Source organism: Nonlabens sp. Asnod3-A02, from assembly GCF_045063755.1.
In the GTDB taxonomy this organism is placed as follows: domain Bacteria; phylum Bacteroidota; class Bacteroidia; order Flavobacteriales; family Flavobacteriaceae; genus Nonlabens; species Nonlabens xylanidelens.
This window is the reverse complement of the sequence record NZ_JBEFOC010000008.1, coordinates 404,411-429,377: the sequence shown is the minus strand read 5'-3', so window position 1 is coordinate 429,377 and position 24,967 is coordinate 404,411. Positions and strand designations below refer to the sequence as shown.

Here is a 24,967-nt window from a genome sequence, read left to right as displayed (position 1 = left end):
TGACGGTTCCGCTTTCGCGAAAGCGAGACTAAAATCAATTATCTAGACTAGAATTTTTTATTTTTACCATATGAATGATCGCCCGATAGGTTTTTTTGATTCTGGAGTAGGCGGCACGAGTGTGTGGAAAGAGGTAATAGAGTTATTGCCACATGAGAATACCATATACCTTGCCGACTCTAAATATGCACCCTATGGACGCAAGTCAAAGCAACAAATCATTGAGCTTTGTATTAAAAACACAGAATATCTATTAAGTCAAAATTGCAAGCTTATAGCTATACCATGCAATACAGCTACTACTAATGCTATATCTTATTTAAGAGCAAATTACGACGTGCCTTTTATAGGTATAGAGCCAGCTATAAAGCCTGCTGCACTTAAAAGTGATACTAAGAAAATAGGAATTCTAGCGACTAGAGGAACACTTTCCAGTGAGTTGTTTAATAAAACTCAAAAAGAATTTACCCAAGATGTAAATACCATAGAGATAGTTGGGACTGGTATTGTAGAACTCATAGAAGCTGGTAAGACAGATAGTGAAGAGATGCATGACCTTCTTATAAGTATTACAGAGCCTTTTATGATCTCAGGTATCGATTATCTAGTCCTAGGCTGTAGTCACTATCCATATATAAAAGAAATGCTGCAAGAGCTGCTTCCTGCTCGTGTGCGTATTATAGACTCCGGTGCGGCGGTAGCAAGACAGACTTTAAATATATTAAAGTCTCAAAACTTAATTAATCTGAATACAACGCCTGGTAAACACTTACTTTACTCTAATTTAAAGACAGATGTGCTAGATGCGTTAACTCAAGAAATAGCAAATCGCAAGGTTCAATCACTGGACTTTTAAGAGAAGTACTCAAATAAAGCTAGTTTTTTACTGGGACTTACAGGTAGTTCTTTATCGCCTAACATCACACTACCACCTTTACCTTTTTTATAAGCTGTTACATGAGATACATTAATCAAGTGCGATTTATGAATGCGTGCAAAACCTTTGTCAGATAACATGTCGTCAAAATGTTTCAAGGTCTTAGAGACTAGTTTCTTGTCGTTTTCTAAGAAGATATGAGTATAATTATCATCTGCAGTGCAATAGATAATATCCTTTATAGGCAATACCTCAAAACCTTCTTGGGTAGGGATAGTAATTTTATCAGTAAGCTGTGAGCTGTTTTCTTCTTTGATACTCAAATCTACATTGACTTCATTTTCACGTTCTTTAATAGCGCTTACTATTTCAGTCGCTTTTATCAATTCATCTATATCAATAGGTTTAGTCAGGTAATAAGCCGCCTGTTGATTAAGCGCATCTTTTGCATACTGATCATAAGCGGTTACAAAAACCGTCTCAAAAGTACGGTTAGGTAATTTATCAAGAAGATCAAACGCAGTTCCATAAGGCATTTCTACATCTAGAAAAACTAAGTCTACCTCTGTTTTTTCAAGTAAAGTAAATGCCTCTTCTACATTAGTGGCCTCATTAAGAACCTCTACTTGCGGACAATATTTTGAAATGTAATTTTTTAAAATGTCTCTAGAGATTTTCTCGTCTTCTACTATTATGGCGGTTAGTTTCATAGGTTTTAGTTTACTTAGATGATTCAATTCTAGCTCTTAAAAAATCAAGATATTTTGGGTCGTCTTCAGAAAAAAGTTCTTCTCCTTCTAGAGCATAAGCACGTATTAATTCGTCGGCCGCCTGGTCTAAGAATTCCATTTCAAATAAGCATTGTCCTAATCTCAAGTGTAAAAAGGGATTTCCTATAGCATCGGGACAGTACATAGCATTGCTCAAATTATCTATTCCTGCCTCGTAATCTTTTCCGAGAAAGTTAGCGTCTCCTATGGCTGCCAAAACCCAGGTAGTAGCTTTCCATTCATTTTTAGGTTCAGGAATTAAATTAAAAGCATTCCAGTATTCTGTAAGTGCTTCATCATATTTCCCTTCCTCGGCTAGCGTATCTCCAGATTGGGATAAGCTTTTGATCTCTTCATGTATTTTGTCTTCCATCTCTTTCATGATCTTTTTTTGAACTGGTGCTTAATTTTTAAAATTCACAACAACGGTAGTCCCAACATCTGGACTCAATCCAGCATCGCTTACTTTTATATCAATCTCACAATCATGTAATTCATTCAATAAAGCGACACGGTTATTGATATTACCCAATCCTTTAGAATCGCGCTTCTTTTGATGTTCGGTTTTAATAGCCTTAGATTGTTCTCTACCTATTCCATTATCGGTTATGGTGACTTTGATTCCTTTTTCTGCTTTCGCGAAAGCAACATTTAAAAAGCCTTTTTCTTTTTTATAACGCAATCCATGCCACACGGCATTTTCAATTATAGGTTGCAACAACATAGGAGGCACTTGCAAATGAGCTTCTTTTATAGCGGGATCTATGGTAAGTTTAAAATCAAATTTATCTTTAAAGCGCTCGTGTTCCAGTTTCAAGTACAACCCTAAAAGGTCGATTTCTTTTTCTAGCGGTATAAAATCTAACTCGCTATTTTCTAAAACACTACGCATCAGTTTTGAGAAATCTGCTAGGTATTTGTTTGCAGCACGCTCGTCATTTTGAGTAATGTAGTTGTTCACAGAGTTCAGTGCATTGAATATAAAATGCGGATTCATCTGACTGCGCAACGACTTTAAGGCTAGCAAGTGGTTGTTAATTTTTTGCTGCTTGTTATTGCGGTACATAAAATAAGCCAGGGTAAGTAATAGCAGGCTTAGAGCCACTAGAGAATAAATAATCCAGCGCTGTCGCTGGTTCATCTCTTGAGTCAGTTCTCGCTCTGTGTTGATCAATGCTATTTTATTCTCAGTTAGCTCGCGATCTTTTTCTAAGGTTAGGATTCTATTCTGTTTTGAAACCAGCTCTTTTGCTTTTCTAGCCGTTTCTTCCAGTTCGTTTTCCTTTTCTAAATAAAGCGCATCTACGGTGTTAATGTATAGTTCATTATAAGAGAGAGCTTTTTTAGTATTCCCAGCTTTTTTATTCAATTCATAAAGACTTTTTGCCGCGTCTTTCTTGATAGCAAGGTCATTATTAACAGTTGCTTCTTCTAGACTAGCTTCAAAAAATGAGATGGCTTCACTAATTTTATTTTGAGATTTTAAAGCCTCAGCTATTTTAAGTTGTTCTTTTTGCTTGGTCAGTCCTAAATTAGTGTTTTCTGTCACAGGAGCAATTGAGGTAGTTTCTACTGGACTATCCATGACTATTTCTTCCATGTCATATTCGCTAGAAACACTTTCTGATTCGGCCATTAATTTAGGGCTGTTTAAAAAACCTTCTTTATTGTCAGTTGCAACACTTTCTGGTTTTCCTTTTACCCTTTTTTTGTTAGCGGCTATTTCGTCTAGAAGTTGTATGTTGTTTTTACGCAGTGCTATTTCTTTGTCAAATTGTGCATTGCTATTGTAGAAATCTGCAGTTTGAGATTGTGTGACCACATTTGCCTTGGGGCTCTCTTTTTTAGATTCTTTAATAGCTGTGTTGTAATAAGACTCTGCGTCGTCTACCTGACCTATCTCATTTAAAAGAGCTGCTATTTTTGAGTTGATAGTGGTAACTTGACTCTTTAAATCACTGGTTTGAGCAATATCTAATGCTATTTTATAGTATTCAATCGCTTTTTTATTATTGTTAGTTTTAGCATAAGTATCTCCTAGACCATTAACTCTAGAGAGTTGATCTTTAATGGAAAGTGGAATAGATTTGACTGCTTTGTTGTTTGAAAAATAAGGTGTGCTGTATGCAGTAATAGCTTCTTGATAATTACCATTTAATCGCAGCGCGTCTGCTTTTTTAATTGTGATTTTAAACGATTTCTCTAGTGCTTCAGCTTGGGTATAATTATCTATAGCAAGATCGTACTGTTTATTAAACGTATAAAGATCACCTAGCTTTTCATAGGCAGCACTTTCTTGTGTTGTAGATAATGATTTAGGGTTGTTAGACAGTGCTGCGATAAGGAAATCGGCAGTTTTTTGAGCGTCTTTCTTTAAATAAAATTGTGCACTATCCATGGCGATTTTGTAAGAAATGGACCTTAGTTTTTGAGTGTCTTGTTCAGGATTTTGAACGCGTATTTCTATATCTTCATCAGATCTAATGCGGTAATAAACAGTTTCAAAATCAAGACCTCTTATCACTATTTCTTCTCCCATATTTGCAGGTAGTTTAAAATAGCCCATTCCATTTGTAGTGGCATAGCGGCCCATTTTACCTTCTACATTTGCTCCAGAAATAGGCGTTCCGTCTTCATTAAGAACACGTCCTTCTAGAGTCATCGTGGTTTCTAGAGTCCTGGATGTTTTAAACCCAGTGTTTTGTGCCATCAGTGTTTGAAGGCTCAATAACACAATTAGTAAAGTAAATAGCTGTCTCATTATGGTGTAAACTTAGTCATTAAAAAATATATGCACCTCGTTAAAATGTTCGTTTTGGGCAGTATAGATGGTGTTTTTACCGCTTTCGCGAAAGATGACTCACCAACTATCTATTTTCCCTCATTCAAACTGCGGTTTCCCTCATTCTAACTATATAAAGGTTTTTTATACCGATAGATTTGAATCAAAATCAAGTCAAAATGAAAAAGATCTTCACTACAGTTTTAATGCTTACTGCTTTAATAATCAGTGCTCAGCATATGGGTAATTTTCAAAATCAGGCAGAAGACCTGTCCATATCAAGAGCAAACATTGCGACCAGTATGGGAAATGGTGCTGTTTATAGAAAAGCATATGCAGAAGCACACACACCATTGCGACCTACTAACGTGTTGAGTATTAATCTAAGATCGCTATATAATGTTGATGCAACAGATTATACGGCTGTGTTTAACATAATACAGGTAGGTAAAACTGCCGAGGAGACGACGCAACTTATGAATGATAAAATTGAGTTGATTAAGAAAGAACTGACGCAAAAAGGTTTTCAAGGAGAGTTTGCACTTGATATGATTTCCTTTGTACCGCAATATGAAATAGAAGTGACTAAAAAACTATTTTCTAAAACCTACACAGAAGTTCCTGTAGGTTTTGAACTCCAGCAAAATTTATTAATCAGCTATAGAAAAGACACTGATTTTCAAAAAATTCTCACTGCCTGTGGTAAAGCTGAGGTTTATAACCTGGTTAAGGTGGATTATTACGTAAAGAATCTAGAGGCAGTTTATGAAGATTTACAAAATAAACTACTTGTTGAGGTGGCTAAGAAGAAAGTATATTATGAGAAATTAGGTTTTGAAATGAAGAATTACAACGTCATGATGGCCGATAAAAAATACTACCATACACCTAAGGATTTTTATAAAAGCTACCTCGCTGCCGAAAATGTAAGTATGGAGTCCTTAAAGAATCAAAAGAGCGTGACTAAGGTGAGAAAACCTACTTCTTATTACTATGATCCTATACCGTATAATGGGTATGATATTGTTGTAAATGCTGCAATTACAAAACCAGTAATACAATTAGGTATGGATTTAAGTCTACAATACACTCTCAAACCTGTTGAAAAGAAACCAGATCCGAAACCTGCTCCTGTTAAAACACCGCATCCTAAGGTATATGTGGTAAGTCCTAATGGACCTATAGATATCAAACAATTACCTAATAATTAAATTATTTCTACTAAAGAACTTTTGTTAGAGTATAATGTACTGTTGAAAAAAGTTCTTTGGTTTGGGATTGATGACAGTGGCTAAATCGTACTTTTGACAATCATAAAAAAGTATCAAATTTGGCCACTAAATCAAAGAAGGTAACACCTTTAATGCAGCAGTATAATAAGATCAAGACTAAATATCCTGATGCCTTATTGTTATTTAGAGTTGGAGATTTTTATGAAACCTTCGGTGAAGATGCTATCAAAACAGCACGCATTGTTAACATCGTACTCACTAGCCGTAATAATGGTGGCGACCAGATAGAGTTAGCTGGTTTTCCACATCACTCGTTAAATACTTATTTGCCTAAACTGGTAAAAGCAGGTGAACGTGTTGCTATTTGTGATCAACTAGAAGACCCTAAACAGACTAAAAGTATTGTAAAACGTGGGGTTACAGAGTTAATAACACCTGGAGTATCACTTAATGATGAGGTTCTTAGCTCAAAAACAAATAACTTTCTCGCGGCTCTTTCGGTAAATAAGAACTTATATGGAGTAGCCTTTCTAGATATTTCTACAGGAGAATTTCTTGTGTCTCAAGGCTCTAAAGAAGAAGTGGATAAGTTATTGCAAAATTTTAACCCTAGCGAGCTTTTAGTCACTCGTAATGATAAAAAAGAACTAGCAATAGAGTTTCCATATGATTTACCATTCTTCCACTTAGACGATTGGGTTTTTCAAATAGATTTTGCAAAAGAATCTTTGCTTAAACATTTTAAGGTAAATTCTTTGAAAGGTTTTGGGGTAGAGAAATTAGATCAAGCATTAATATCTGCTGGGTCTATACTGCATTATCTAGAAGAGACACAACATGATAAACTAGACCATGTATCAAATATCTCTCGTATAGAAGACGATAATTTTGTGTGGATGGATCGCTTTACAGTACGTAATCTAGAACTTTATACACCACTCAGTCAGGGTGCAGTTACTTTAATAGATGTCATAGACCAGACTACAACTGCAATGGGTGGTCGCATGCTCAAAAGATGGATGGCATTTCCATTAAAAGATGCTTCTCAAATTAAGAAACGTCATGAGGTCGTAGAGTTTTTTACTAAATCACAAGAGCAACAAGAAGAGATTAAATCATATCTAAAACGCATGAGCGATTTAGAACGATTGATTTCTAAAGTAGCTGTAGGTAAGATTTGTCCTAGAGAGGTAGTGCAACTCAAAAACAGTTTAGAAGCTATAATACCAGTAAAAGAAAAGGCGCTTAGCTCAAATAATAAAGCTCTTAATATCATAGGAGAGAGTTTAAACCCTTGTGTACATTTAATAGATTTATTTAAGCAAGCTATTGATGAGCAGGCTCCTGTAAATATTTTAAAAGGTAATACGATTGCTCAAGGTTATCATGCAGAGTTAGATGAGTTGCGTGGTCTTGCAACTTCAGGAAAGGATTACCTTGATAATATGCTAGCCAGACATGCTGAAGAAACTGGAATTACTAGCCTAAAAATTTCTAGCAATAATGTTTTTGGTTATTATATAGAAGTAAGAAATACACATAAAGATAAAGTACCAGAAGAATGGACTAGAAAACAGACACTGGTAAATGCAGAGCGCTACATTACAGAAGAACTTAAAGAATATGAGGGTAAAATATTAGGTGCAGAAGAACGCATTAATGCATTACAGCAAGAGCTTTTTGATAAAGTAGTAAGAGAGATACTTCCTTCTATAAAAACTATTCAAACTAACTCTCAATTAATAGGGCAACTAGACTGTCTTATTTCCTTTGCATCTCATGCGGTTAAATCAAATTATGTGCGTCCAGAATTACTGGATAACGATGACTTGATTATAAAAAATGGTCGTCATCCTGTTATAGAAAAAATGCTCCCTGCAGACCAGCCATACATTCCTAATGATGTACAGCTAGATAGAGATAGCCAGCAAATAATAATGATTACAGGACCTAACATGAGTGGTAAAAGTGCCATTCTAAGACAGACGGCATTAATTGTGCTGTTAGCTCAAATAGGTAGCTTTGTTCCTGCCGAAGAGGTGAAGATGGGAATCGTTGACAAGATATTTACAAGAGTAGGCGCGAGTGATAATATATCTCAAGGAGAGTCTACTTTCATGACAGAGATGAATGAGAGTGCAAGTATCCTGAATAACATAAGTGAGAAGAGTCTTGTGTTGCTCGATGAGATAGGTCGTGGGACAAGTACATATGACGGTATATCTATAGCATGGGCTATTACAGAGTATTTACACGAGCATCCTTCTAGTCCTAAAACGCTTTTTGCAACACATTATCACGAGCTTAACGAGATGACCTCGCAATTTGAGCGTATTAAAAACTTTAATGTAGAAGTAAAAGAGCTTAAGGATAAAGTGCTATTCATGCGCAAACTAGTCGCTGGAGGTAGTCATCACAGTTTTGGTATCCATGTTGCAAAAATGGCAGGAATGCCCCAACAAGTGATTTCTAAGGCTAACAAGATCCTTAAAAGACTAGAAAAAACGCGCAAACAAGAAGACTCTAAAGAGGCAATGAAGGATTTACATGAAGAAGAAATGCAATTAAGCTTCTTTAATCTAGACGATCCTCTACTAGAAAATATCAAACAAGAAATCCTTCAAGTGGACATAAACACCTTAACACCAGTAGAAGCACTCATGAAATTGAATGAGATAAAACGCATGCTTGTAAAAAAAGAGAAAGTAAATCAATAATTTTTCGTTTTTTTCTTTGTAGAATAAAGAAAGTTGTTAAATTTGCAACCGCTTTGAAAAGCAACTGAGTTTTTCAATTTTGCGAAAGTAGCTCAGGGGTAGAGCATCACCTTGCCAAGGTGGAGGTCGCGAGTTCAAATCTCGTCTTTCGCTCTAAAATTTGTTCTTAAATAGATTTTAAATACCAATGATGTGTCGCTGACACAATCGCTCGAGTGGTGGAATTGGTAGACACGTTGGACTTAAAATCCAATGGGTAGTAATGCCCGTACGGGTTCAAGTCCCGTCTCGAGTACTTGTAAGCCTCGTAATCAAAAGATTACGAGGCTTTTTTTGTCTTTTAATGACATGTTTCTTATCTTTTCGATTTACTTAAATACTTCTTTTATCTGTTTATAGTAAGCCTCACTTTTATGTTGATTTAGTAAGGCGAGTATTTTTGTAATATTCATTTCACTGATTGATACCGGTGGGTAGTTATCGCATTTTAATACTATATTTAAATTTATTAGTTGCTTTAGCTGGTAGCTAGCATCTATTAGTAGTTTAAAGATAAAATCATTAATAGGTTTATCACTTTGTTGCTACTCGTTAGAGATGAGTACTAGAGCTAGTTGAGAATATTTCCTATTGTTGGGTTAATTTTGCAAATGCGATGTCAGTACAGATGTATTAAATGTCAAACATAGATGAAAATTAAAATTTTAATAGTTCTGTTTTTTCTGAATCTTTGTTTTTCGGCTTGTAATGAAATTGAAGAGTCTAATTTAAATTACAAAATCAATACTTTTTTATCAAATACCGATGATGAAACACTAACTAATGGATATAAATTTAAAATCTATAATGAAGGGGTAGGTAAAGACATTTCTAAACCTATTCCTAATGATACGATCCTTATATTGAAAAACGAATTTTCCAAGAAAATAATATCCTCTAAAATAAACAGAGGGAAGGTTCTTCTATTGGATAGTACTAAGATTTGTGAGTTGTCCTATAAGCATGATCAAAAAGGGGAGGTGATGAGGTCTTTTCTTTTCATTTCACAATGCGATAGAAACAAAGGTTTATCATTAGAAATAAAAAATTGGGTACCACAATATTATGAGCAGTGCTTTAAATGTATTGAAGTGTCTATTAATTAATAATTAAAGTTATTCCCCTGCCAGCAAAAGTGTCCTCGCTCGTTATCCGTTCAACAAGGGCGAAGGGTTGTAATTGAGTAAAGTGAAATTAAAAATCTGCACCTTTTTTTAAACACTGATAAAAGTCACCGTTTGCAAATGGTCTACTGGATTACTTTTGACATATCAAATTTTTAAAAAGTATTCTTATGAAAACCATCCTTATTCCTGTAGATTTCTCTAGTACATCAAATAAAGCTCTTGAAGTAGGAGTAACTATTGCAAAACGTATCAAAGCAAAAATTGTTCTTACCCACATGGCAGGCGTAGAAAATGGTTTAAATAAAGAGCCTAACACTGCAGAGGAGGTTGTTTTCTATAGCAGACTGATAGGTAAAAAATTTGAAGAATTTTTAGACCGTCCATTTCTAGAAAATGTAGAATATGATACGGTTTTAAAACAGCATCTTGATTTTGGTAGTATGAATGACTTTGCCAAAGAGATAGACGCATCGCTTATCGTTATGGGAAGTAACGGTGCAAAGGGCATGACAGAGATCTTAAAAGGTAGTAATGCAGAGAAGGTAGTACGATCTTCAGAAGTGCCGGTTCTAGTGGTTAAGGATAATGATATCAATTTTGCTCCAGAGCGTATTTTGTACGCTAGCGATTTTCATCTAGAAACCGTAGGTGCATACCATAGAATTATAGAAGCAGCTACTATGCTTAACGCGCGTATTGACTTCTTATATATCAATTTACCAGGTAAAAACTTTAAGAGCACATCTCAAATGGACGAGACTTTACTTAATTTCTTTAGTGAGGTAAAACACCCTGATCCTGTTGCGGCTATTAAAACAGTAAACCGATATGCAGACCACACGGTAGAAAAAGGTGTTATGAATTATGCATCATTATCTGCTGCAGACGTGATTGCTATCCCTACACATGGTAGGACTGGACTTTCTCATTTCTTTCAAGGAAGTATAAGTGAAGATATTGCAAATCACTCTGTGGTGCCTGTTCTTACGGTAAAGATGTAAGTAGATTACGCTTTCGCGAAAGCGAAACACACAAAAAACTACAAGCCTTCTACTAACCTGTAGAGGGCTTTTTTATCTTCTAATTTTATACGTTTACCGTCGGTGCTTATCCAACCTTCTTTCTTAAATATGGTGAGAGTTCTTATACAAGCCTCCTTTGCAGTACCTACTACATTTGCGATATCTTCTCTAGTAAGAGTCATGATTATGTAACCGTCAGCATCTGCGCCAAAGTTTTTATCTAGATACATCAAGGTCTCTGCAACACGTTGTTTTACTGTCTTTTGTGCCATGTTTACAATCACATTATCTGCAAATTTGAGATCATTTGCCATGTGGATTAATATAGCCTTAGTAAAATTAGGATTAGAATCTAAACTGTCTGTAAGGTGTTTTTTAGGAATGTAACACACTTCCATATCGTTTAAAGCCACAGCGCTTAGGTTGGTCTTTTCTTCAGTTATGACAGAGCGTTGACCTAGTACCTCACCTTTAGTTGCTATTTTCACTATGGTATCTTTTCCATTATCACTTAACTTAGATAATTTAGAAACACCATTGCGCACACAATAAACACCGTCTAGACGTTCTCCTTCTTCAAAGATAGTAGCCCCCTTTTTAATAGATTTTGAGGTTTTACTATCAGAAATACGTTTAAGCTCTTCTTTATTAAGAGCTTTTAATGAGTTTAACTGTCTTACTATACAGTTTTCACAACGACCTTCTACGTGGCTATTCATAAGTTTGATAAAGTCTTAAAGGTACATAGGTTAAACGGTAGGACAAAGTAAATAGGTTTTTAATCTTATAATTAAGTTAAAAATGGCAGGTGACAAAAGTCATCGTTTTAAAGCGAGAAGTATGAGCAAATTTGCACTAGGTATAATGAGCAAATTTAATAAACTATGGAATCATGTTTCCATTGCGGTGATGACTGTACAACTACGGTTATCGAGCACCAGAACAAGCATTTTTGCTGTCATGGGTGTAAAACCGTTTTTGATATTCTTAATGATAATGATCTCTCGTATTATTACGAGTTAGAGCAATCTCCTGGGACAACACCATCTAGGTTTGAAGGTAAGTTTGATTTCTTAGAGAACGATGTAATTGCAAAAAAGCTACTAGAATTTGACGAGCAAGATGTACAGGTAGTCACTTTTGTTATTCCTTCTATACACTGTAGTTCTTGTATATGGGTTTTAGAAAACCTAAATAAATTGCATCCAGATGTAACTACCTCTCAGGTTAATTTTCCTAAGAAAAGTGTGCGTATTACCTATAATTCTGCTCAATTAAATTTACATCAACTGGTTTTACTGTTGTGTAAAATAGGATATGAGCCTTATATATCTCTAGATGACGCAACAAAGAAAACCTCTACTACAGATCGCAGTCTTATTTATAAGTTAGGTATTGCAGGTTTTGCTTTTGGTAATATTATGTTTTTATCTTTTCCAGAGTACTTTGAGGTGTCAGAGTTTTGGTTAGAGCGTTATAAATATATATTTAGGTGGTTAATGTTTGTGTTTGCGTTACCAGTGGTATTCTATTCTGGTAGTGATTACCTAGTGTCTGCTTATAAAAGTGTGCGTTCTAGAATGCTTAATATAGATGTACCTATTGCGATAGGTATTCTTGTGTTGTTTCTACGTTCTACGGTAGAGATAGTAATGGATTGGGGTACTGGCTTTTTAGACAGTATGGCTGGTCTGGTTTTTTTCTTATTATTAGGTAAGTTTTTTCAGCAAAAAACCTATTCATTTTTATCTTTTGAAAGAGATTATAAATCATATTTCCCGATAGCGGTAACACGATTAAACAAAGCAGATTCTAACAAGGAAGAACAAGCACAGGTTTATGATCTAGTAGCTGGCGACAGGATCGTGATAAGAAACGGAGAACTCATACCAGTAGATGGTATTCTTATTAAAGGTAACGCACTTATAGATTATAGCTTTGTAACTGGCGAGGCAGAGCCTGTTAGTAAAAACTCTGGAGATAAACTATATGCAGGTGGTAGACAACAGGCTGGCGTTATAGAACTGGATGTTTTAAAATCTGTAGAGCAAAGTTATTTAACGCAATTATGGTCTAACGAGATTTTTAATAAAAGCGCCGAGAGTCTTTTTCAAAGTATTACAGACCAGATAAGTAAACGTTTTACCATCAGTATTTTGAGTATAGCGGTACTGGCAACTATGTTCTGGTTGTGGTACCAGCCTTCTCTTGCGCTTAATGTATTTACCGCGGTTCTTATAGTAGCCTGTCCATGTGCCATAGCTCTTGCAGCACCTTTTACTCTAGGTAATTTACTTAGGATTTTTGGTAAGCATAAATTCTATTTAAAAAACAGCAGCATTATAGAACAGCTGGCTTCTATAGATACTGTAGTTTTTGATAAAACAGGTACGCTTACTACCAGTCATAAAAGTGTTATTACTTATGAGGGTATCGCATTAACAGTAGATGAGCAGTCTTTGCTTACCTCTACATTGAGAGCGTCTAACCATCCATTGAGCCGTTCACTTTATGGTATGTTACAAGAAAACAACATCTGCTCACTAGACGATTTTAGTGAAGAGGTAGGTAAAGGAATTACTGGTGTGCTCAATAATAATCGTGTAAAAGTGGGTTCTTATGCATTTGTGTCAGATGGTAGTTCCGCTTTCGCGAAAGCGGATTTAAATCAAACCACGGTGCACATAAGTGCAAATAAAGTGTATAAAGGTTGTTATGTGTTCTATAACGAATACCGTGACGGCATGAAGCATGTGTTTGACACACTTTCTGTGGATTGTGATCTAGCAGTTTTATCTGGAGATAATGAAGGAGAGAAAGAGCATTTAGAAAATATACTGCCTAAGAATACCGCATTAGTGTTTAATCAGAAACCAGGCGATAAACTTAATTACATCAAAGAATTACAGAGTCATGGTAAGAAAGTCCTTATGATAGGCGATGGGCTAAATGATGCTGGTGCACTTGCTCAAAGTAATGTAGGACTGGTCATTTCAGAAAATGTAAATGTTTTTTCACCTGCTTGTGACGGTATAATCGATGCTACACGTTTTAAAGATATTACCACATTTATAGATCTATCTCGTAAAGGGAAAAAGGTCATACAGTATGCCTTTATATTCTCGCTTATTTACAATCTAGTAGGCCTAGGGTTTGCCATTTCTGGACATCTAGCTCCTGTAGTTGCTGCTATTTTAATGCCGCTTAGTTCTATAAGTATAGTTGTATTTACTACTATTTACACCTATTTCTTAGGGAGAAAACTTAACCACAAAACAACAATTTAAGATGAAAAAGGAAGCTCTTCAACTCGATTTAGAATTAAACACTCTCAAGAATTTATACATGCAGAGTAATTGTACTGCGTGTGCAGTGATGCAACAGTATTTTAAAAGAGAATACCATAATGCACAAGCACAATTAAAGTCACTAGAGCAACAGTCTTTTACAAAGGAAGATGTGAAAGGTATCTCTATCAATACATTACAACAGTCTACAGCCCTGTTAGGATTATACATAATGGTGTGATTTTTCACACACAATTAAATTCAAAAGCTGACATATGTCATCGTTTGTAAAAGGTTACCACGGTAATTTTACCACTTTATTAAACAACTATGAATATCATTTATATGCTTCTCGCAATAAGCGTTTGTGTCGCAGTTATCTTCTTTGTAGCCTTTATTCTATCGGTTAAAAAGGGGCAGTATGACGACACATACACACCGTCTGTGCGCATGCTTTTTGACGATGAGCTTATTAAGGAAAAGGGCACGGACAGCGCAAAATCAAATCAACCTATTTTATTGAAAGATCAACTCAAGTAACTATGGAATTACAAAAGTTTTATTACGATAACAAAATCGTACGCAATTTTATCATTGCTACAATGTTCTGGGGCGTTGTAGGAATGAGTGTAGGGCTGCTACTAGCCTTTATGTTTTTATTTCCTAACCTGACAGATGGTATCTCGTGGTTAAGTTTTGGTCGTTTACGTCCTTTACACACTAATGCGGTCATATTTGCATTTGTAGGAAATGCCATTTTTGCTGGAGTTTATTATTCCAGTCAGCGTCTTCTTAAGGCAAGAATGTGGAAAGACTGGTTGAGTAAGTTAAACTTTTGGGGTTGGCAGGCTATCATAGTAGGTGCTGCGATAACACTACCTCTAGGTTATACAACTTCAAAAGAATATGCTGAGTTAGAATGGCCATTTGATATAGCTATCGCTATTATTTGGGTTGCTTTTGGTGCTAACCTTATAGGTACTATTCTTAAAAGAAGACAGCGACATTTATATGTTGCGATATGGTTCTATCTAGGGACATTTGTTACCGTAGCAGTTTTACATATAGTTAATAGTATGGAAGTACCTGTAGGAGCTCTTAAGAGTTATTCTATGTATGCTGGTGTGCAAGATGCGCTGGTGCAATGGTGGTACGGACATAACGCGGTTGCCTTTTTTCTAACCACACCTTTCTTAGGTTTGATGTATTACTTTGTACCTAAAGCAGCAAATAGACCGGTGTATTCTTATAGATTATCTATAGTTCACTTCTGGTCATTGATCTTTATCTATATATGGGCAGGACCGCACCATTTACTATACTCTGCATTACCAGACTGGGCACAAAACCTAGGTGTTGCTTTTTCAATTATGTTGCTTGCTCCATCTTGGGGTGGTATGATTAACGGATTGTTAACCCTACGTGGTGCATGGGATAAAGTACGTACAGATCCTGTTTTAAAATTTATGGTAGTAGCCATTACAGGATATGGTATGGCCACCTTTGAGGGACCTATGTTATCTCTTAAAAATGTAAATGCTATTGCTCACTTTAGTGACTGGGTTATCGCTCACGTGCATGTAGGAGCACTAGCGTGGAATGGTTTCTTAACCTTTGGTATGGTTTACTGGATGGTACCTAGATTATTTAAGACAAAGTTATGGTCTACAAAACTAGCCAATGCGCATTTCTGGATAGGAACATTAGGAATCATATTATACGCATTACCTATGTATGTGGCTGGTTTTCAACAAGCGTTAATGTGGAAAGAATTTAATCCAGATGGTAGATTAACCTATTCTTTCTTAGAAACACTTATAGAAATTATCCCTATGTACTGGATGCGTGCTATAGGAGGAACTATGTTTATTATAGGTGCTTTAACAGGTGTTTGCAACCTTATTATGACAGCTAGAGCTGGTTCTCAAGTAACTGATGAGCTTGCCGAAGCAGCAGCTCTTGAAAAAGTAACTAAGAACCGTACTAATAAAGAAGGATACCATACTTGGTTAGAAAGAAGACCAGTTAAATTAACCTTGTTTGCTACAGTAGCTATTCTTATAGGTGGTATGGTGCAAATTATTCCATCCTTAATGGTAGACGATTATATACCAGTAATCTCAAGTGTAAAACCATATACACCTCTAGAACTAGAAGGTCGTGATATATACATAAGAGAAGGTTGTGTAGGGTGTCACTCTCAAATGGTGCGTCCATTTAGAAGTGAAGTAGAGCGATATGGAGAATATGCTAAGGCAGGAGAATTTGTTTACGACCATCCATTTTTATGGGGTAGTAAACGTACCGGTCCAGATTTATTACGTGTAGGTGGTAAGTACAGTGATAACTGGCACTTAAATCACTTTTACGATCCGCAGAGTACGTCAGAGGGTTCTATAATGCCATCTTATAAATGGCTTATTCAAAATGAGCTGGATAAAAGTTCTACAGAAATTAAGATGGAAGCTATGGTGTCCTTAGGTGTGCCATATACTCAAGAAGAAATAGACCGCGCACAAGAATGGATGCTAGAACAAGGTATAGAGATAGAAAAAAATCTTTATAGCGATCCTGATTTTGCAAAAACCTATGAGGCAGATAAGAAGTATGCTCTAGATAATGGAGAAGAGTTTATAGAAATGCGCAACCGTGAATTGATCGCAATTATCGCATACCTACAACGCTTAGGAACAGATATTAAAGTTACAACTGCAGATGGTACTGCACTAAACATAAATCAATAAGTTATGTTGAAATTTATAAAAGGAAACCTAGAAAACATTGATGGAGTAGAGATCTATCCATTGATATCATTACTTATATTTTTCTTCTTTTTCATGGGATTATTCTGGTGGGTATTTACCGCAAAGAAATCACATATTGTAGAGGTAAGTAATATCCCGCTTAATGATGATACTATTAACCCTAATCAATTAAAATAATGAGAAATACAGCATCATATTTACGTGTATTAGGAGTAGCTATTTTGGGGTACTTATTCCTTGATTGGATAGGGACCACAGGAGAAGAATCTATATTTATAGAGCAACCATTATTATGGGCTATTCTAGGTGTTATTATACTGTTTTATATAGCAGGAGAAGCTTGTGTGACGACTTTACAAAGTATTTTATACCATAGTCTTAAACCAGAAGCTCAAGAAAAGTACGATGAGAATGCCGCTGTCGCAAAGGCAAATCAATTTAAATGGATTAAGGATAAATACAAAGCATCATTAGGAAGTAGAGATATAGAAGATGAGCACGAGATTATTCTAGACCATAACTATGATGGTATTCAAGAATTAGATAACAATTTACCGCCATGGTGGGTTTATGGATTCTATGCATCTATCATATTTGCAGTTATTTATCTGGTAAGATTTGAAGTCTTTAATGACTATAATCAAGAAGAAGAATATGAAACAGCTGTCGCTGCTGCAAAAATAGAAATAGAAGAATGGAAAAAAACCGCAAAAGATCTAGTAGATGTAAATACGGTTGTATTGCTTACCGATGCTGCAGACCTTAAAGCAGGTGAAGCCATTTTTGGAGAGAACTGTATCGCCTGTCACAAGATAGATGGTGGTGGTGGTATCGGTCCTAATCTTACCGATAAACACTGGATTCTAGGTGGCGGTATTAAAAATGTATTTAATACCATATCTGAAGGTGGTAGATCTGGAAAAGGAATGGTTTCTTGGAAAAAAGATTTAAAACCAGCACAAATGGCTCAAGTAGCAAGTTATGTCATCAATTTTCAAGGTACAACTCCTGCAGACCCTAAAGAGCCAGAAGGTGATTTATGGATAGACCCTAATGCGCCTGTAGAAACCCAACCAGAGGTAGAAGAGATCGTTCAGGACTCTATTATAGTAGTAGATATTAATAATTAAAAACAGTAAGATGCTTATTCTTAATGAAATGTCTGAAGCGCTAGCATCGAGTAAAGAACCTCTCATAAAACAGATTTATGAGAAAGCAGGAAAGAAACTGCTAGCGATAGGATTGCGTCGTGGAGTAGAATTACCAGAACATATTGCACAAGTAAAAGCAAAATTAATGGTAGTACAAGGAGAGATAGATTTTAATACGGCAACACACAGTTATCGTTTAGAACGTTTTGACTCTTTTGATATCCCTAAGGATATAAAACATTCTGTAGTAGGCGTTTTTGACGCTGTTTTTTTACTGCTACTAGGCGACTCAAAAGAGTTGACTGTTTTTTAAAAATAAATAAATCATCATGGCAGATCAAGGTCAAGAAAATTTTAGAGATACCATAGGCACGCTTAATGAAGAAGGTAAGCGTGCATGGGTATTCCCTAAAAAGCCCTCAGGTAAATGGTATGAGTATCGCAAGTATGTGAGTTATGCTTTATTACTTATTTTGTTCTCTGCGCCATTCATAAAAATCAATGGCAACCAGTTCATGATGTTCAATATTTTAGAACGTCGTTTTAATATATTCGGTTTTCCGTTTTGGCCTCAGGACTTTTACTTATTTGTAATCATGATGATTATAGGGGTAGTCTTTGTTATCTTTTTTACAGTAGCCTTTGGGCGTTTATTTTGTGGCTGGATATGTCCACAAACCATTTTTATGGAAATGATTTTCAGACGTATCGAGTACTGGATAGATGGAGATAGAGGTAAGCAAATACGTCTTGCAAAAATGCCATGGAATGCTGAAAAAATCAGAAAAAGAGTTCTCAAATGGAGCATCTTTTTTATTATCTCGTTCTTAATTGCAAACATATTCTTAGCTTACTTAATCGGTAGTGATGAGCTTATTAGATACATTACAGACGGGCCGTCGCAACATGGAAGTACGCTCATTTCTTTAATGATTTTTACAGGAGTATTCTACTTCATTTTTGCCTGGTTTAGAGAGCAAGTATGTATTATAGTATGTCCTTATGGACGTTTACAAGGTGCTCTTCTTGATAATAAATCTATAATAGTTGCCTACGACCATAAACGTGGTGAGAAAGAAGAAGGTAGAGCAAAGTTTAAAAAGAAAGAAGATCGTCCAGCATCAGGAAAAGGTGACTGTATAGACTGTTCTGCATGTGTACATGTCTGTCCTACAGGAATAGATATACGTAATGGTACACAACTAGAATGTGTAAATTGTACAGCCTGTATAGATGCGTGTGACCACATGATGGAAGCTGTATATCTACCTAAGGGTCTTATACGTTACACTAGTGAAGACAACATTGAAAAGGGTGAGAAATTTAAACTGACTCCTAGGCTTAAAGGATATATAGTTGTTTTAGGAATTCTTACTGCCGTTTTAATAGGAATGCTATTTCTGCGTAATGATGTAGAGGCAAGTATTTTAAGATTACCAGGTCAGTTATATGAACATAAAGCAGATAATATTATTAGTAATGTCTATACCTATAAACTGGTAAATAAAACGGTAGAACCTATTGATAGTATCACCTTCCGTTTAAAATCTCACAAAGGAACAATTAAGCTGGTTTCTAACACGAGTGTAACTGTGCCAGAGGCAGGACTAACGCAAGGAACTCTTTTTATAGAAATTAATGCTAGTGCTATAAAGACTGATAAGGAGCGACTAGAAATAGAAATTATGAGTGGTGATCAAGTAATAGAAACTACTACTACAGCCTTTTTAGGACCACGTAGTTATAATTAATACCGCTTTCGCGAAAGCGTAACAAACATCTAACTATGAGTGCAGAAAAAAAGAATTGCTGTCAGGGTTGTAAAAAAGGGCAACCAGGTTTAAATCAAAGTTGCCAGGCAAAATTAATGATGGAAAAACTGGCCAATAAACCTATTGCTACAGAAAAGAAAGCAGTAGTTAAATAATTAATAGCCGCCGACTAAATCGGATTAAGGAGATGAAATGGAATTGGGGAACAGGAATAGTAGTAGGTATGTCTTGCTTTATAGGCTTTATACTATACTTTGTAATCACCATGATTACAGACCAGCGATATAGTCATGACCTAGTAACAGAAGAATACTATGAGAAAGAAATGTACTATCAAAATGAGATAGATGCAGAGACAAATGCAAATAACCTCTCTGAGAAAATAGTAAGTAAAAGAACTGAAAACGGATGGATGATTACTTTTCCATCGCAGTTAAACGTAGAGAAAATTAAAGGTAAAATGTTCCTTTATAGACCGTCTAATCAAGTATTAGATTTTGAGACTGAACTTTCACTATCTGATCATAATTTGCTCATACCTGACAATAAAATGATAGGCGGTCGCTGGAATATTACTATAGACTGGACGTATGATGGGCAGTCTTACATGTATAAAGAAGAAATACTTTATTAAGAATGTTGTGGTCTGCACTCATATTTGGTTTACTGGGTAGTTTTCACTGTGTGGGAATGTGCGGTCCTATTGCATTTTTATTGCCATTAGATCGCAAGAGTAAGAGTAAACGCTTTTTCCAGTTATTGGGTTATCATGGAGGTAGGTTGTTTACCTATGGCTTTTTAGGTTTTGTATTTGGTTTTTTAGGTAAAAGCATGCACCTTTTTGGTATACAACAGCAGCTATCTATCATTATAGGTGTCGCGATGATTATAGTGGTTTTGATACCTACTAAGATATTTAATAAATACAACTTTTCTAGACCTATATATGCTCTAGTAGGAAGGGTGAAAAGTGCGATGGGAAAAGAACTTAAAAAGAAAGATCCAGGTACTTTTTTCACTATGGGTTTTCTTAATGGTTTATTGCCTTGTGGTTTAGTCTATATGGCAGTTTTCGGTTCTTTAGCTTCTGGTAGTGCTGGATATGGCGCTTTATACATGGTTCTTTTTGGGCTAGGGACAGTGCCTTTAATGACTACCGCGATATACCTAGGTAATTTTTTAAAGGGACAGGCAAAACAAAAGGTATTAAAACTGATACCTGTTTTTGTAATAATAATAGGATTACTATTTATAGTAAGAGGTCTGGGATTAGGTATTAAATACATATCACCATCAGAATCTGTTGCTATGGAAACGATATCGGCAAACCAGAGTTGTCATTAACTAATAAATTAAATTATATGAAAGCAATTTTTTTACCTCTTGTAAATTGGGGAATGGGTACTATTATAATAGGCGTGTTTGCCGTGGTTTGTGTAGCGCTAGTTCTAGTAGTTTATAGTCTAGCAAACGGTGATAAAAAAAGTAAGGATACAGAGAACTAGTTTTCTCAAATTAGTACGTTCTAAATAACAAAAAAGGAAAGCCGCAGGCTTTCCTTTTTTTAGTTAAAACTTAAATGTCAATCTATACCGTCATAGAAAATAATTGAGTGTCTGGTTTTTTACGTTGCAATCTCATGTCAAAAGGTAAACAAACATTACGCACATAGGCTCTTCCTTTTTCGGTAATTTGAATCTTATGAGCATGAGTAATTACTAGACCATCTTTCTCTAGTTCTAATAGTTTTACAAGTACGTCAGGTAGTTCTTTAAAGAACATAGTATCATCTTGCCATGAGGTCTCAAATTTGCACATAAGATTAAGAATATGCTTTCTTATGATAAGATCTTCCTTATTTAAAATATGACCTCTAAATACTGGTAGCGTTCCTTCTTCTACAAGTGTCTGGTATTCTTCAATGTTTTTTACATTTTGAGCAAAACTGTACCAGCTATCACTAATAGAAGACACGCCTAGACCTATCATTAATTGTGTTTTACTATCACTGTATCCCATGAAGTTTCTGTGTATGGTACCAGTTTCTTGTGCAGTATATAAGCTATCTGTAGGTAATGCAAAATGATCCATTCCTATCTCTATATAGCCAGCGCTAGTAAGCATTTTTTTACCTAACTCGTACTGTTTGCGTTTTTGTACGGCTGTAGGCAAGTCAGAGTCTTTAAAACCTCTCTGCCCGTTTCCTTTTATCCAGGGCACGTGTGCATAACTATAATAAGCAATACGGTCAGGACGCAATTCTATAGTATTATTAATAGTGTGAATAACATGATCTATAGTCTGAAATGGTAAACCATAAATAATATCGTGTCCTACAGATTTAAAACCTGCATCTCTAGCCATTACCGTAGCTTTCTCCACATTTTCAAAAGGCTGTATCCGATTAATTGCTTTTTGTACAGTAGGGTTGTAATCTTGCACGCCGTAGCAAACCCTGGTAAAGTCATTTTGAGCTAGTGTTTCCAGATGTTTCTTAGTCGTGTTGTTAGGATGTCCTTCAAAACTGAATTCGCATTCTTGAGCTTTTACAGCTACTGAAAATATTCCCTTTATCAATTGATCTAAATGCTCTGGTGAGAAGAATGTAGGTGTACCACCACCTAAATGTATTTGTTTTATAACTGGTTGTTCTTCAAAGAGATTTATATAAAGATCAAGTTCTTTTAAAACAGATTTTATATAAGGTATCTCAACGCTATGGTTTTTTGTAATGCGTTTATTGCATCCACAAAATGTACACATGTTCTCGCAAAAAGGTAAATGAATATAAAGACTTATACCTTCTGTGCTATTACTTTCTTTAAAACTCTTTACTAGAGTTTGTTTCCATAAATCTATAGAGAAGTTGCTAGCGTCCCAATATGGAACTGTAGGATAGCTTGTATATCTAGGTCCTGCAACATTGTATTTTGAAGTTAAACTACACATAATCTCAATTTTGAGTCAAAAGTATAATTACTCCTCTTGCACAACGATGACTTTTGTCAGCTTATAAGGCATGATTTCTCAAAAAGGGTATTTATTGTGGTATTGCCGCAATCAATTTTTTAGTATAATCACTTTGCGGATTTTCATAAAGAGCATCTGCCTCGTTTCTTTCTTCTATTTTACCTTTGTTCATTACAATAACCTGATCGCAAAAGTATTTAACTACAGCAAGGTCATGGGAAATGAATAAATAAGAGAATCCAAAATCTTCTTTAAACTCATTTAAAAGATTTAAAACCTGTGCTTGTACAGAAATGTCGAGAGCACTTACACTTTCATCACATACGATTAACTTAGGTTCTAAGGCTACTGTTCTTGCTATACCTATGCGCTGTCTCTGGCCACCACTAAATTCATGTGGATACCTGTTGTAATGCTCTTCGGTTAACCCTACTCGTTTTAATAAAGTAAGTACCTTTTCTTTTCTATGAGCATGATTATCTCCTATACCATGCCATTTCATAGGCTCAATAATAGCTTGCCCTACAGTAAGTCGTGGATTTAATGAAGCAAAAGGATCTTGAAAGATAATCTGAATCTCTTTTCTCAACTCGCGCATTGCTTTGCCTGTAAGATGTGTAATGTCTCTATTGCGATAGATAATTTTACCGCTGGTCACATCTTTCAAACGTAAAATCAGGTTGCCTAGAGTGCTTTTTCCACAACCACTTTCTCCTACTAGTCCTAGACTCTCACCAGGATATAGATTAAGACTGACACCATCTACTGCTCTAAAATAGGTTTGCTTTTTAAAAAGCTTTTTCTTGAGTGGGTAATCTTTTACTATGTCAACTAGCTGTAATAAAGGGTCTTGGTTATAAATATTTTTATGTGTAGCCACTCGTTGCGATGGAGTGATCAAATCTCCGTCTACCGTATGTTGCATAAAATCATTTATGGTCGGTAGTTTTTTAACGCGCTCTGTAGTACTAGGTCTGGATGCGATAAGTGCCTTGGTATATGTTTCTTTAGGAGTTTCAAAAATAGTTTTACTTGTTCCTTGCTCTACTATTTTACCTTGATACATAACCAGTATCCTGTCTGCAATAGCACGTACTAATGATAGATCGTGTGATATAAAGAGAATACTCATCCCGTATTCTTGTTGCAATTCTTTGAGTAATAAAATAATCTCTTTTTGCACGGTTACATCTAGTGCAGTAGTAGGCTCGTCTGCAATTAACAATGCAGGCTTGCACGCAAGTGCCATAGCAATCATAACGCGTTGCATCTGTCCACCACTTATTTCATGTGGGTATTTTGAAAACGTTATTTCTGGAGTAGGTAGTTTTACCTTTTTAAAAAGCTCTAAAACTTCTTTTCTAGCACTCGATGTATCAATTTTTTGATGTTGTTGTAGTATCTCTATGACTTGCTGTCCACAGGTTATAGTAGGATTAAGAGAACTCATAGGTTCTTGAAAGATCATGCTTATCTCGCTTCCGCGAAAGCGAGACCATTCTCCATCATTTAATAGTAATAAATCCTTGCCCAACAAAGAAAGTTCTTGAGCAGTTATTTGTGCTGTGGCATTAGGTAGTAAACCCATAAGTGCCTTGCTAGTGACAGATTTACCACTGCCAGATTCTCCAACTACGGCAAGTATCTCGTTTTTAAATATGTCAAAATTGATATCATGTAGCACCTTAACGTTCTCTTTTCCATTTGAAAAGCTAACGTTAAGATCCTTTATGGATGCTACGGTATTATTTTGAGATGATTTGCTCATCTGTAAGTATAGATTCTTTACGCAATTTGAGAACTATTTGCGCTACTGCAACTACATCCTTCTCACAATAGTTTGCTATGCGTTGCACGTCATTTTCTAAATAGAATACATCCCGTACTTGTGATCCATCTATGTCATCCTTAGGCGATGGAATACCTAGAATGCGCGTTAATAATTTTAAACTAGTGTAGTGTTTATAATCGCCAAATTTCCATAACTCCATGGTGTCTATGTGTGGCACTTCCCAGGGCTTTTTACCGAATAGGTTCAGCTTTTCTGGAATCTCAACACCTGTAATAATCATTCTTCTTGCAATGTAAGGGAAATCAAATTCCTTACCATTGTGCGCACACAGCAGATTGTTTCTACTAGAAAAATGTTCTTTTAAAAGACTGGAGAATTCTTCTAACAGTTCTTTTTCTTCACCGACAAAACTGCGAGTCCTAAATTGTTTTTTATCTCGGTTAACAAAATAACCTACAGATATGCATACTATTTTACCAAATTCGGCCCAAATACCAGCGCGATCATAAAACTCTGCCGGAGAGAATTCTTCTTTGCGCTGGTATTTAGTTTTATCAGCATATAGATGTTGGTCTATAGGATCTAATAAATCAAAACTCTCCTGTTGAGGTACGGTCTCAATATCTAGAAATAAAATATTTTCTAATGAAAGTTTTGCTATCAT

24 protein-coding genes and 2 tRNA genes are annotated in these 24,967 nt (G+C 35.6%); 19 read left to right on the top strand and 7 right to left on the bottom strand.

Annotated elements, in window-relative coordinates; translation table 11 throughout:
* The first annotated feature begins 70 nt into the window (after positions 1-70).
* On the top strand, positions 71-856 hold the full coding sequence (gene murI / locus ACJJVN_RS11895; RefSeq protein ID WP_405378291.1) for a glutamate racemase: 786 nt from the start codon (positions 71-73) through the stop codon (positions 854-856).
* Here the strand turns inward: murI and ACJJVN_RS11890 are convergent.
* The 3 genes from ACJJVN_RS11890 to ACJJVN_RS11880 are packed head-to-tail and all read right to left on the bottom strand — an operon-like array spanning position 853 to position 4,408.
* Positions 853-1,587: a LytR/AlgR family response regulator transcription factor gene (locus ACJJVN_RS11890; RefSeq protein ID WP_405378289.1), complete on the bottom strand. Its 735-nt coding sequence runs from the start codon at positions 1,585-1,587 to the stop codon at positions 853-855. The two genes, murI and ACJJVN_RS11890, sit on opposite strands and share 4 nt — an antisense overlap.
* A 10-nt stretch (positions 1,588-1,597) precedes the next feature.
* Positions 1,598-2,029: a hypothetical protein gene (locus tag ACJJVN_RS11885; protein ID WP_405378287.1), complete on the bottom strand. Its 432-nt coding sequence runs from the start codon at positions 2,027-2,029 to the stop codon at positions 1,598-1,600.
* 21 nt (positions 2,030-2,050) lie between these two features.
* Positions 2,051-4,408 (bottom strand): histidine kinase, encoded by a 2,358-nt coding sequence (locus ACJJVN_RS11880; RefSeq protein ID WP_405378285.1) that lies wholly within the window; start codon positions 4,406-4,408, stop codon positions 2,051-2,053.
* A 200-nt stretch (positions 4,409-4,608) separates the two neighbouring features.
* Between ACJJVN_RS11880 and ACJJVN_RS11875 the strand changes: the two genes are divergently transcribed.
* The 6 genes from ACJJVN_RS11875 to ACJJVN_RS11850 all read left to right on the top strand — a co-directional run bounded on the left by ACJJVN_RS11875 (position 4,609) and on the right by ACJJVN_RS11850 (position 10,545).
* Positions 4,609-5,640: a hypothetical protein gene (locus ACJJVN_RS11875; protein WP_405378283.1), complete on the top strand. Its 1,032-nt coding sequence runs from the start codon at positions 4,609-4,611 to the stop codon at positions 5,638-5,640.
* Positions 5,641-5,759: 119 nt separating this feature from the next.
* A complete protein-coding gene (mutS, locus tag ACJJVN_RS11870) occupies positions 5,760-8,378 on the top strand; it encodes a DNA mismatch repair protein MutS (RefSeq protein ID WP_405378281.1) in 2,619 nt (872 codons plus the stop codon).
* An 81-nt stretch (positions 8,379-8,459) separates the two neighbouring features.
* Positions 8,460-8,531, top strand: a tRNA-Gly gene (locus ACJJVN_RS11865).
* 56 nt (positions 8,532-8,587) lie between these two features.
* A tRNA-Leu gene (locus ACJJVN_RS11860) sits at positions 8,588-8,673 on the top strand.
* A gap of 394 nt (positions 8,674-9,067) precedes the next feature.
* Positions 9,068-9,523 (top strand): hypothetical protein, encoded by a 456-nt coding sequence (locus tag ACJJVN_RS11855; protein WP_405370257.1) that lies wholly within the window; start codon positions 9,068-9,070, stop codon positions 9,521-9,523.
* 188 nt (positions 9,524-9,711) lie between these two features.
* Entirely contained in the window at positions 9,712-10,545 is an 834-nt protein-coding gene (locus ACJJVN_RS11850; protein WP_104514077.1) for a universal stress protein, read from the top strand.
* A gap of 38 nt (positions 10,546-10,583) precedes the next feature.
* On the opposite strand, the gene ACJJVN_RS11845 is transcribed toward ACJJVN_RS11850, so the two are convergent.
* The gene (locus ACJJVN_RS11845) at positions 10,584-11,285 is read right to left on the bottom strand and encodes a Crp/Fnr family transcriptional regulator (protein ID WP_405378279.1); all 702 of its coding nucleotides are present in this window, start codon (positions 11,283-11,285) and stop codon (positions 10,584-10,586) included.
* Between the two features lie 165 nt (positions 11,286-11,450).
* Between ACJJVN_RS11845 and ACJJVN_RS11840 the strand changes: the two genes are divergently transcribed.
* From ACJJVN_RS11840 to ACJJVN_RS11785, 12 genes are all read left to right on the top strand, one after another.
* A complete protein-coding gene (locus ACJJVN_RS11840) occupies positions 11,451-13,853 on the top strand; it encodes a heavy metal translocating P-type ATPase (RefSeq protein ID WP_405378277.1) in 2,403 nt (800 codons plus the stop codon).
* 1 nt (position 13,854) lies between these two features.
* Positions 13,855-14,094 carry a hypothetical protein gene (locus tag ACJJVN_RS11835; RefSeq protein WP_104514074.1) on the top strand — a complete coding sequence of 80 codons (240 nt, stop codon included), beginning with the start codon at positions 13,855-13,857 and terminating at the stop codon, positions 14,092-14,094.
* An 89-nt stretch (positions 14,095-14,183) separates the two neighbouring features.
* Complete coding sequence (gene ccoS, locus ACJJVN_RS11830; protein ID WP_104514073.1) at positions 14,184-14,393, top strand: cbb3-type cytochrome oxidase assembly protein CcoS; 210 nt, start codon at positions 14,184-14,186, stop codon at positions 14,391-14,393.
* 2 nt (positions 14,394-14,395) lie between these two features.
* On the top strand, positions 14,396-16,597 hold the full coding sequence (gene ccoN / locus ACJJVN_RS11825; protein ID WP_405378275.1) for a cytochrome-c oxidase, cbb3-type subunit I: 2,202 nt from the start codon (positions 14,396-14,398) through the stop codon (positions 16,595-16,597).
* 3 nt (positions 16,598-16,600) lie between these two features.
* Positions 16,601-16,795 carry a CcoQ/FixQ family Cbb3-type cytochrome c oxidase assembly chaperone gene (locus tag ACJJVN_RS11820; protein WP_104514071.1) on the top strand — a complete coding sequence of 65 codons (195 nt, stop codon included), beginning with the start codon at positions 16,601-16,603 and terminating at the stop codon, positions 16,793-16,795.
* Positions 16,795-17,748, top strand: coding sequence for a cbb3-type cytochrome c oxidase N-terminal domain-containing protein (locus tag ACJJVN_RS11815; protein WP_405370266.1), 954 nt, complete (start codon positions 16,795-16,797; stop codon positions 17,746-17,748). Before ACJJVN_RS11820 ends, ACJJVN_RS11815 begins: the two co-directional genes overlap by 1 nt.
* 10 nt (positions 17,749-17,758) lie before the next feature.
* Positions 17,759-18,082 carry a hypothetical protein gene (locus tag ACJJVN_RS11810; protein WP_348114264.1) on the top strand — a complete coding sequence of 108 codons (324 nt, stop codon included), beginning with the start codon at positions 17,759-17,761 and terminating at the stop codon, positions 18,080-18,082.
* 16 nt (positions 18,083-18,098) lie between these two features.
* Positions 18,099-19,520: a cytochrome c oxidase accessory protein CcoG gene (gene ccoG / locus ACJJVN_RS11805; RefSeq protein ID WP_405378273.1), complete on the top strand. Its 1,422-nt coding sequence runs from the start codon at positions 18,099-18,101 to the stop codon at positions 19,518-19,520.
* A gap of 35 nt (positions 19,521-19,555) precedes the next feature.
* The gene (locus ACJJVN_RS11800) at positions 19,556-19,696 is read left to right on the top strand and encodes a hypothetical protein (protein ID WP_405378271.1); all 141 of its coding nucleotides are present in this window, start codon (positions 19,556-19,558) and stop codon (positions 19,694-19,696) included.
* A gap of 32 nt (positions 19,697-19,728) precedes the next feature.
* Positions 19,729-20,175: a FixH family protein gene (locus ACJJVN_RS11795; RefSeq protein WP_405378269.1), complete on the top strand. Its 447-nt coding sequence runs from the start codon at positions 19,729-19,731 to the stop codon at positions 20,173-20,175.
* 2 nt (positions 20,176-20,177) lie between these two features.
* A complete protein-coding gene (locus ACJJVN_RS11790; RefSeq protein WP_104514066.1) occupies positions 20,178-20,885 on the top strand; it encodes a sulfite exporter TauE/SafE family protein in 708 nt (235 codons plus the stop codon).
* A 17-nt stretch (positions 20,886-20,902) separates the two neighbouring features.
* Positions 20,903-21,046, top strand: a complete 144-nt coding sequence (locus tag ACJJVN_RS11785; protein WP_405378268.1) for a hypothetical protein — start codon at positions 20,903-20,905, stop codon at positions 21,044-21,046.
* Positions 21,047-21,128: 82 nt separating this feature from the next.
* Here ACJJVN_RS11785 and hemN read toward each other — a convergent pair whose 3' ends face one another.
* The 3 genes from hemN to ACJJVN_RS11770 all read right to left on the bottom strand — a co-directional run bounded on the left by hemN (position 21,129) and on the right by ACJJVN_RS11770 (position 24,967).
* On the bottom strand, positions 21,129-22,490 hold the full coding sequence (gene hemN, locus ACJJVN_RS11780; protein ID WP_405378266.1) for an oxygen-independent coproporphyrinogen III oxidase: 1,362 nt from the start codon (positions 22,488-22,490) through the stop codon (positions 21,129-21,131).
* 91 nt (positions 22,491-22,581) lie between these two features.
* Positions 22,582-24,279, bottom strand: coding sequence for an ABC transporter ATP-binding protein (locus tag ACJJVN_RS11775; protein ID WP_405378264.1), 1,698 nt, complete (start codon positions 24,277-24,279; stop codon positions 22,582-22,584).
* Positions 24,257-24,967 (bottom strand): 3'-5' exonuclease, encoded by a 711-nt coding sequence (locus ACJJVN_RS11770; protein ID WP_104514063.1) that lies wholly within the window; start codon positions 24,965-24,967, stop codon positions 24,257-24,259. The genes ACJJVN_RS11775 and ACJJVN_RS11770 overlap by 23 nt, the downstream gene beginning before the upstream one ends.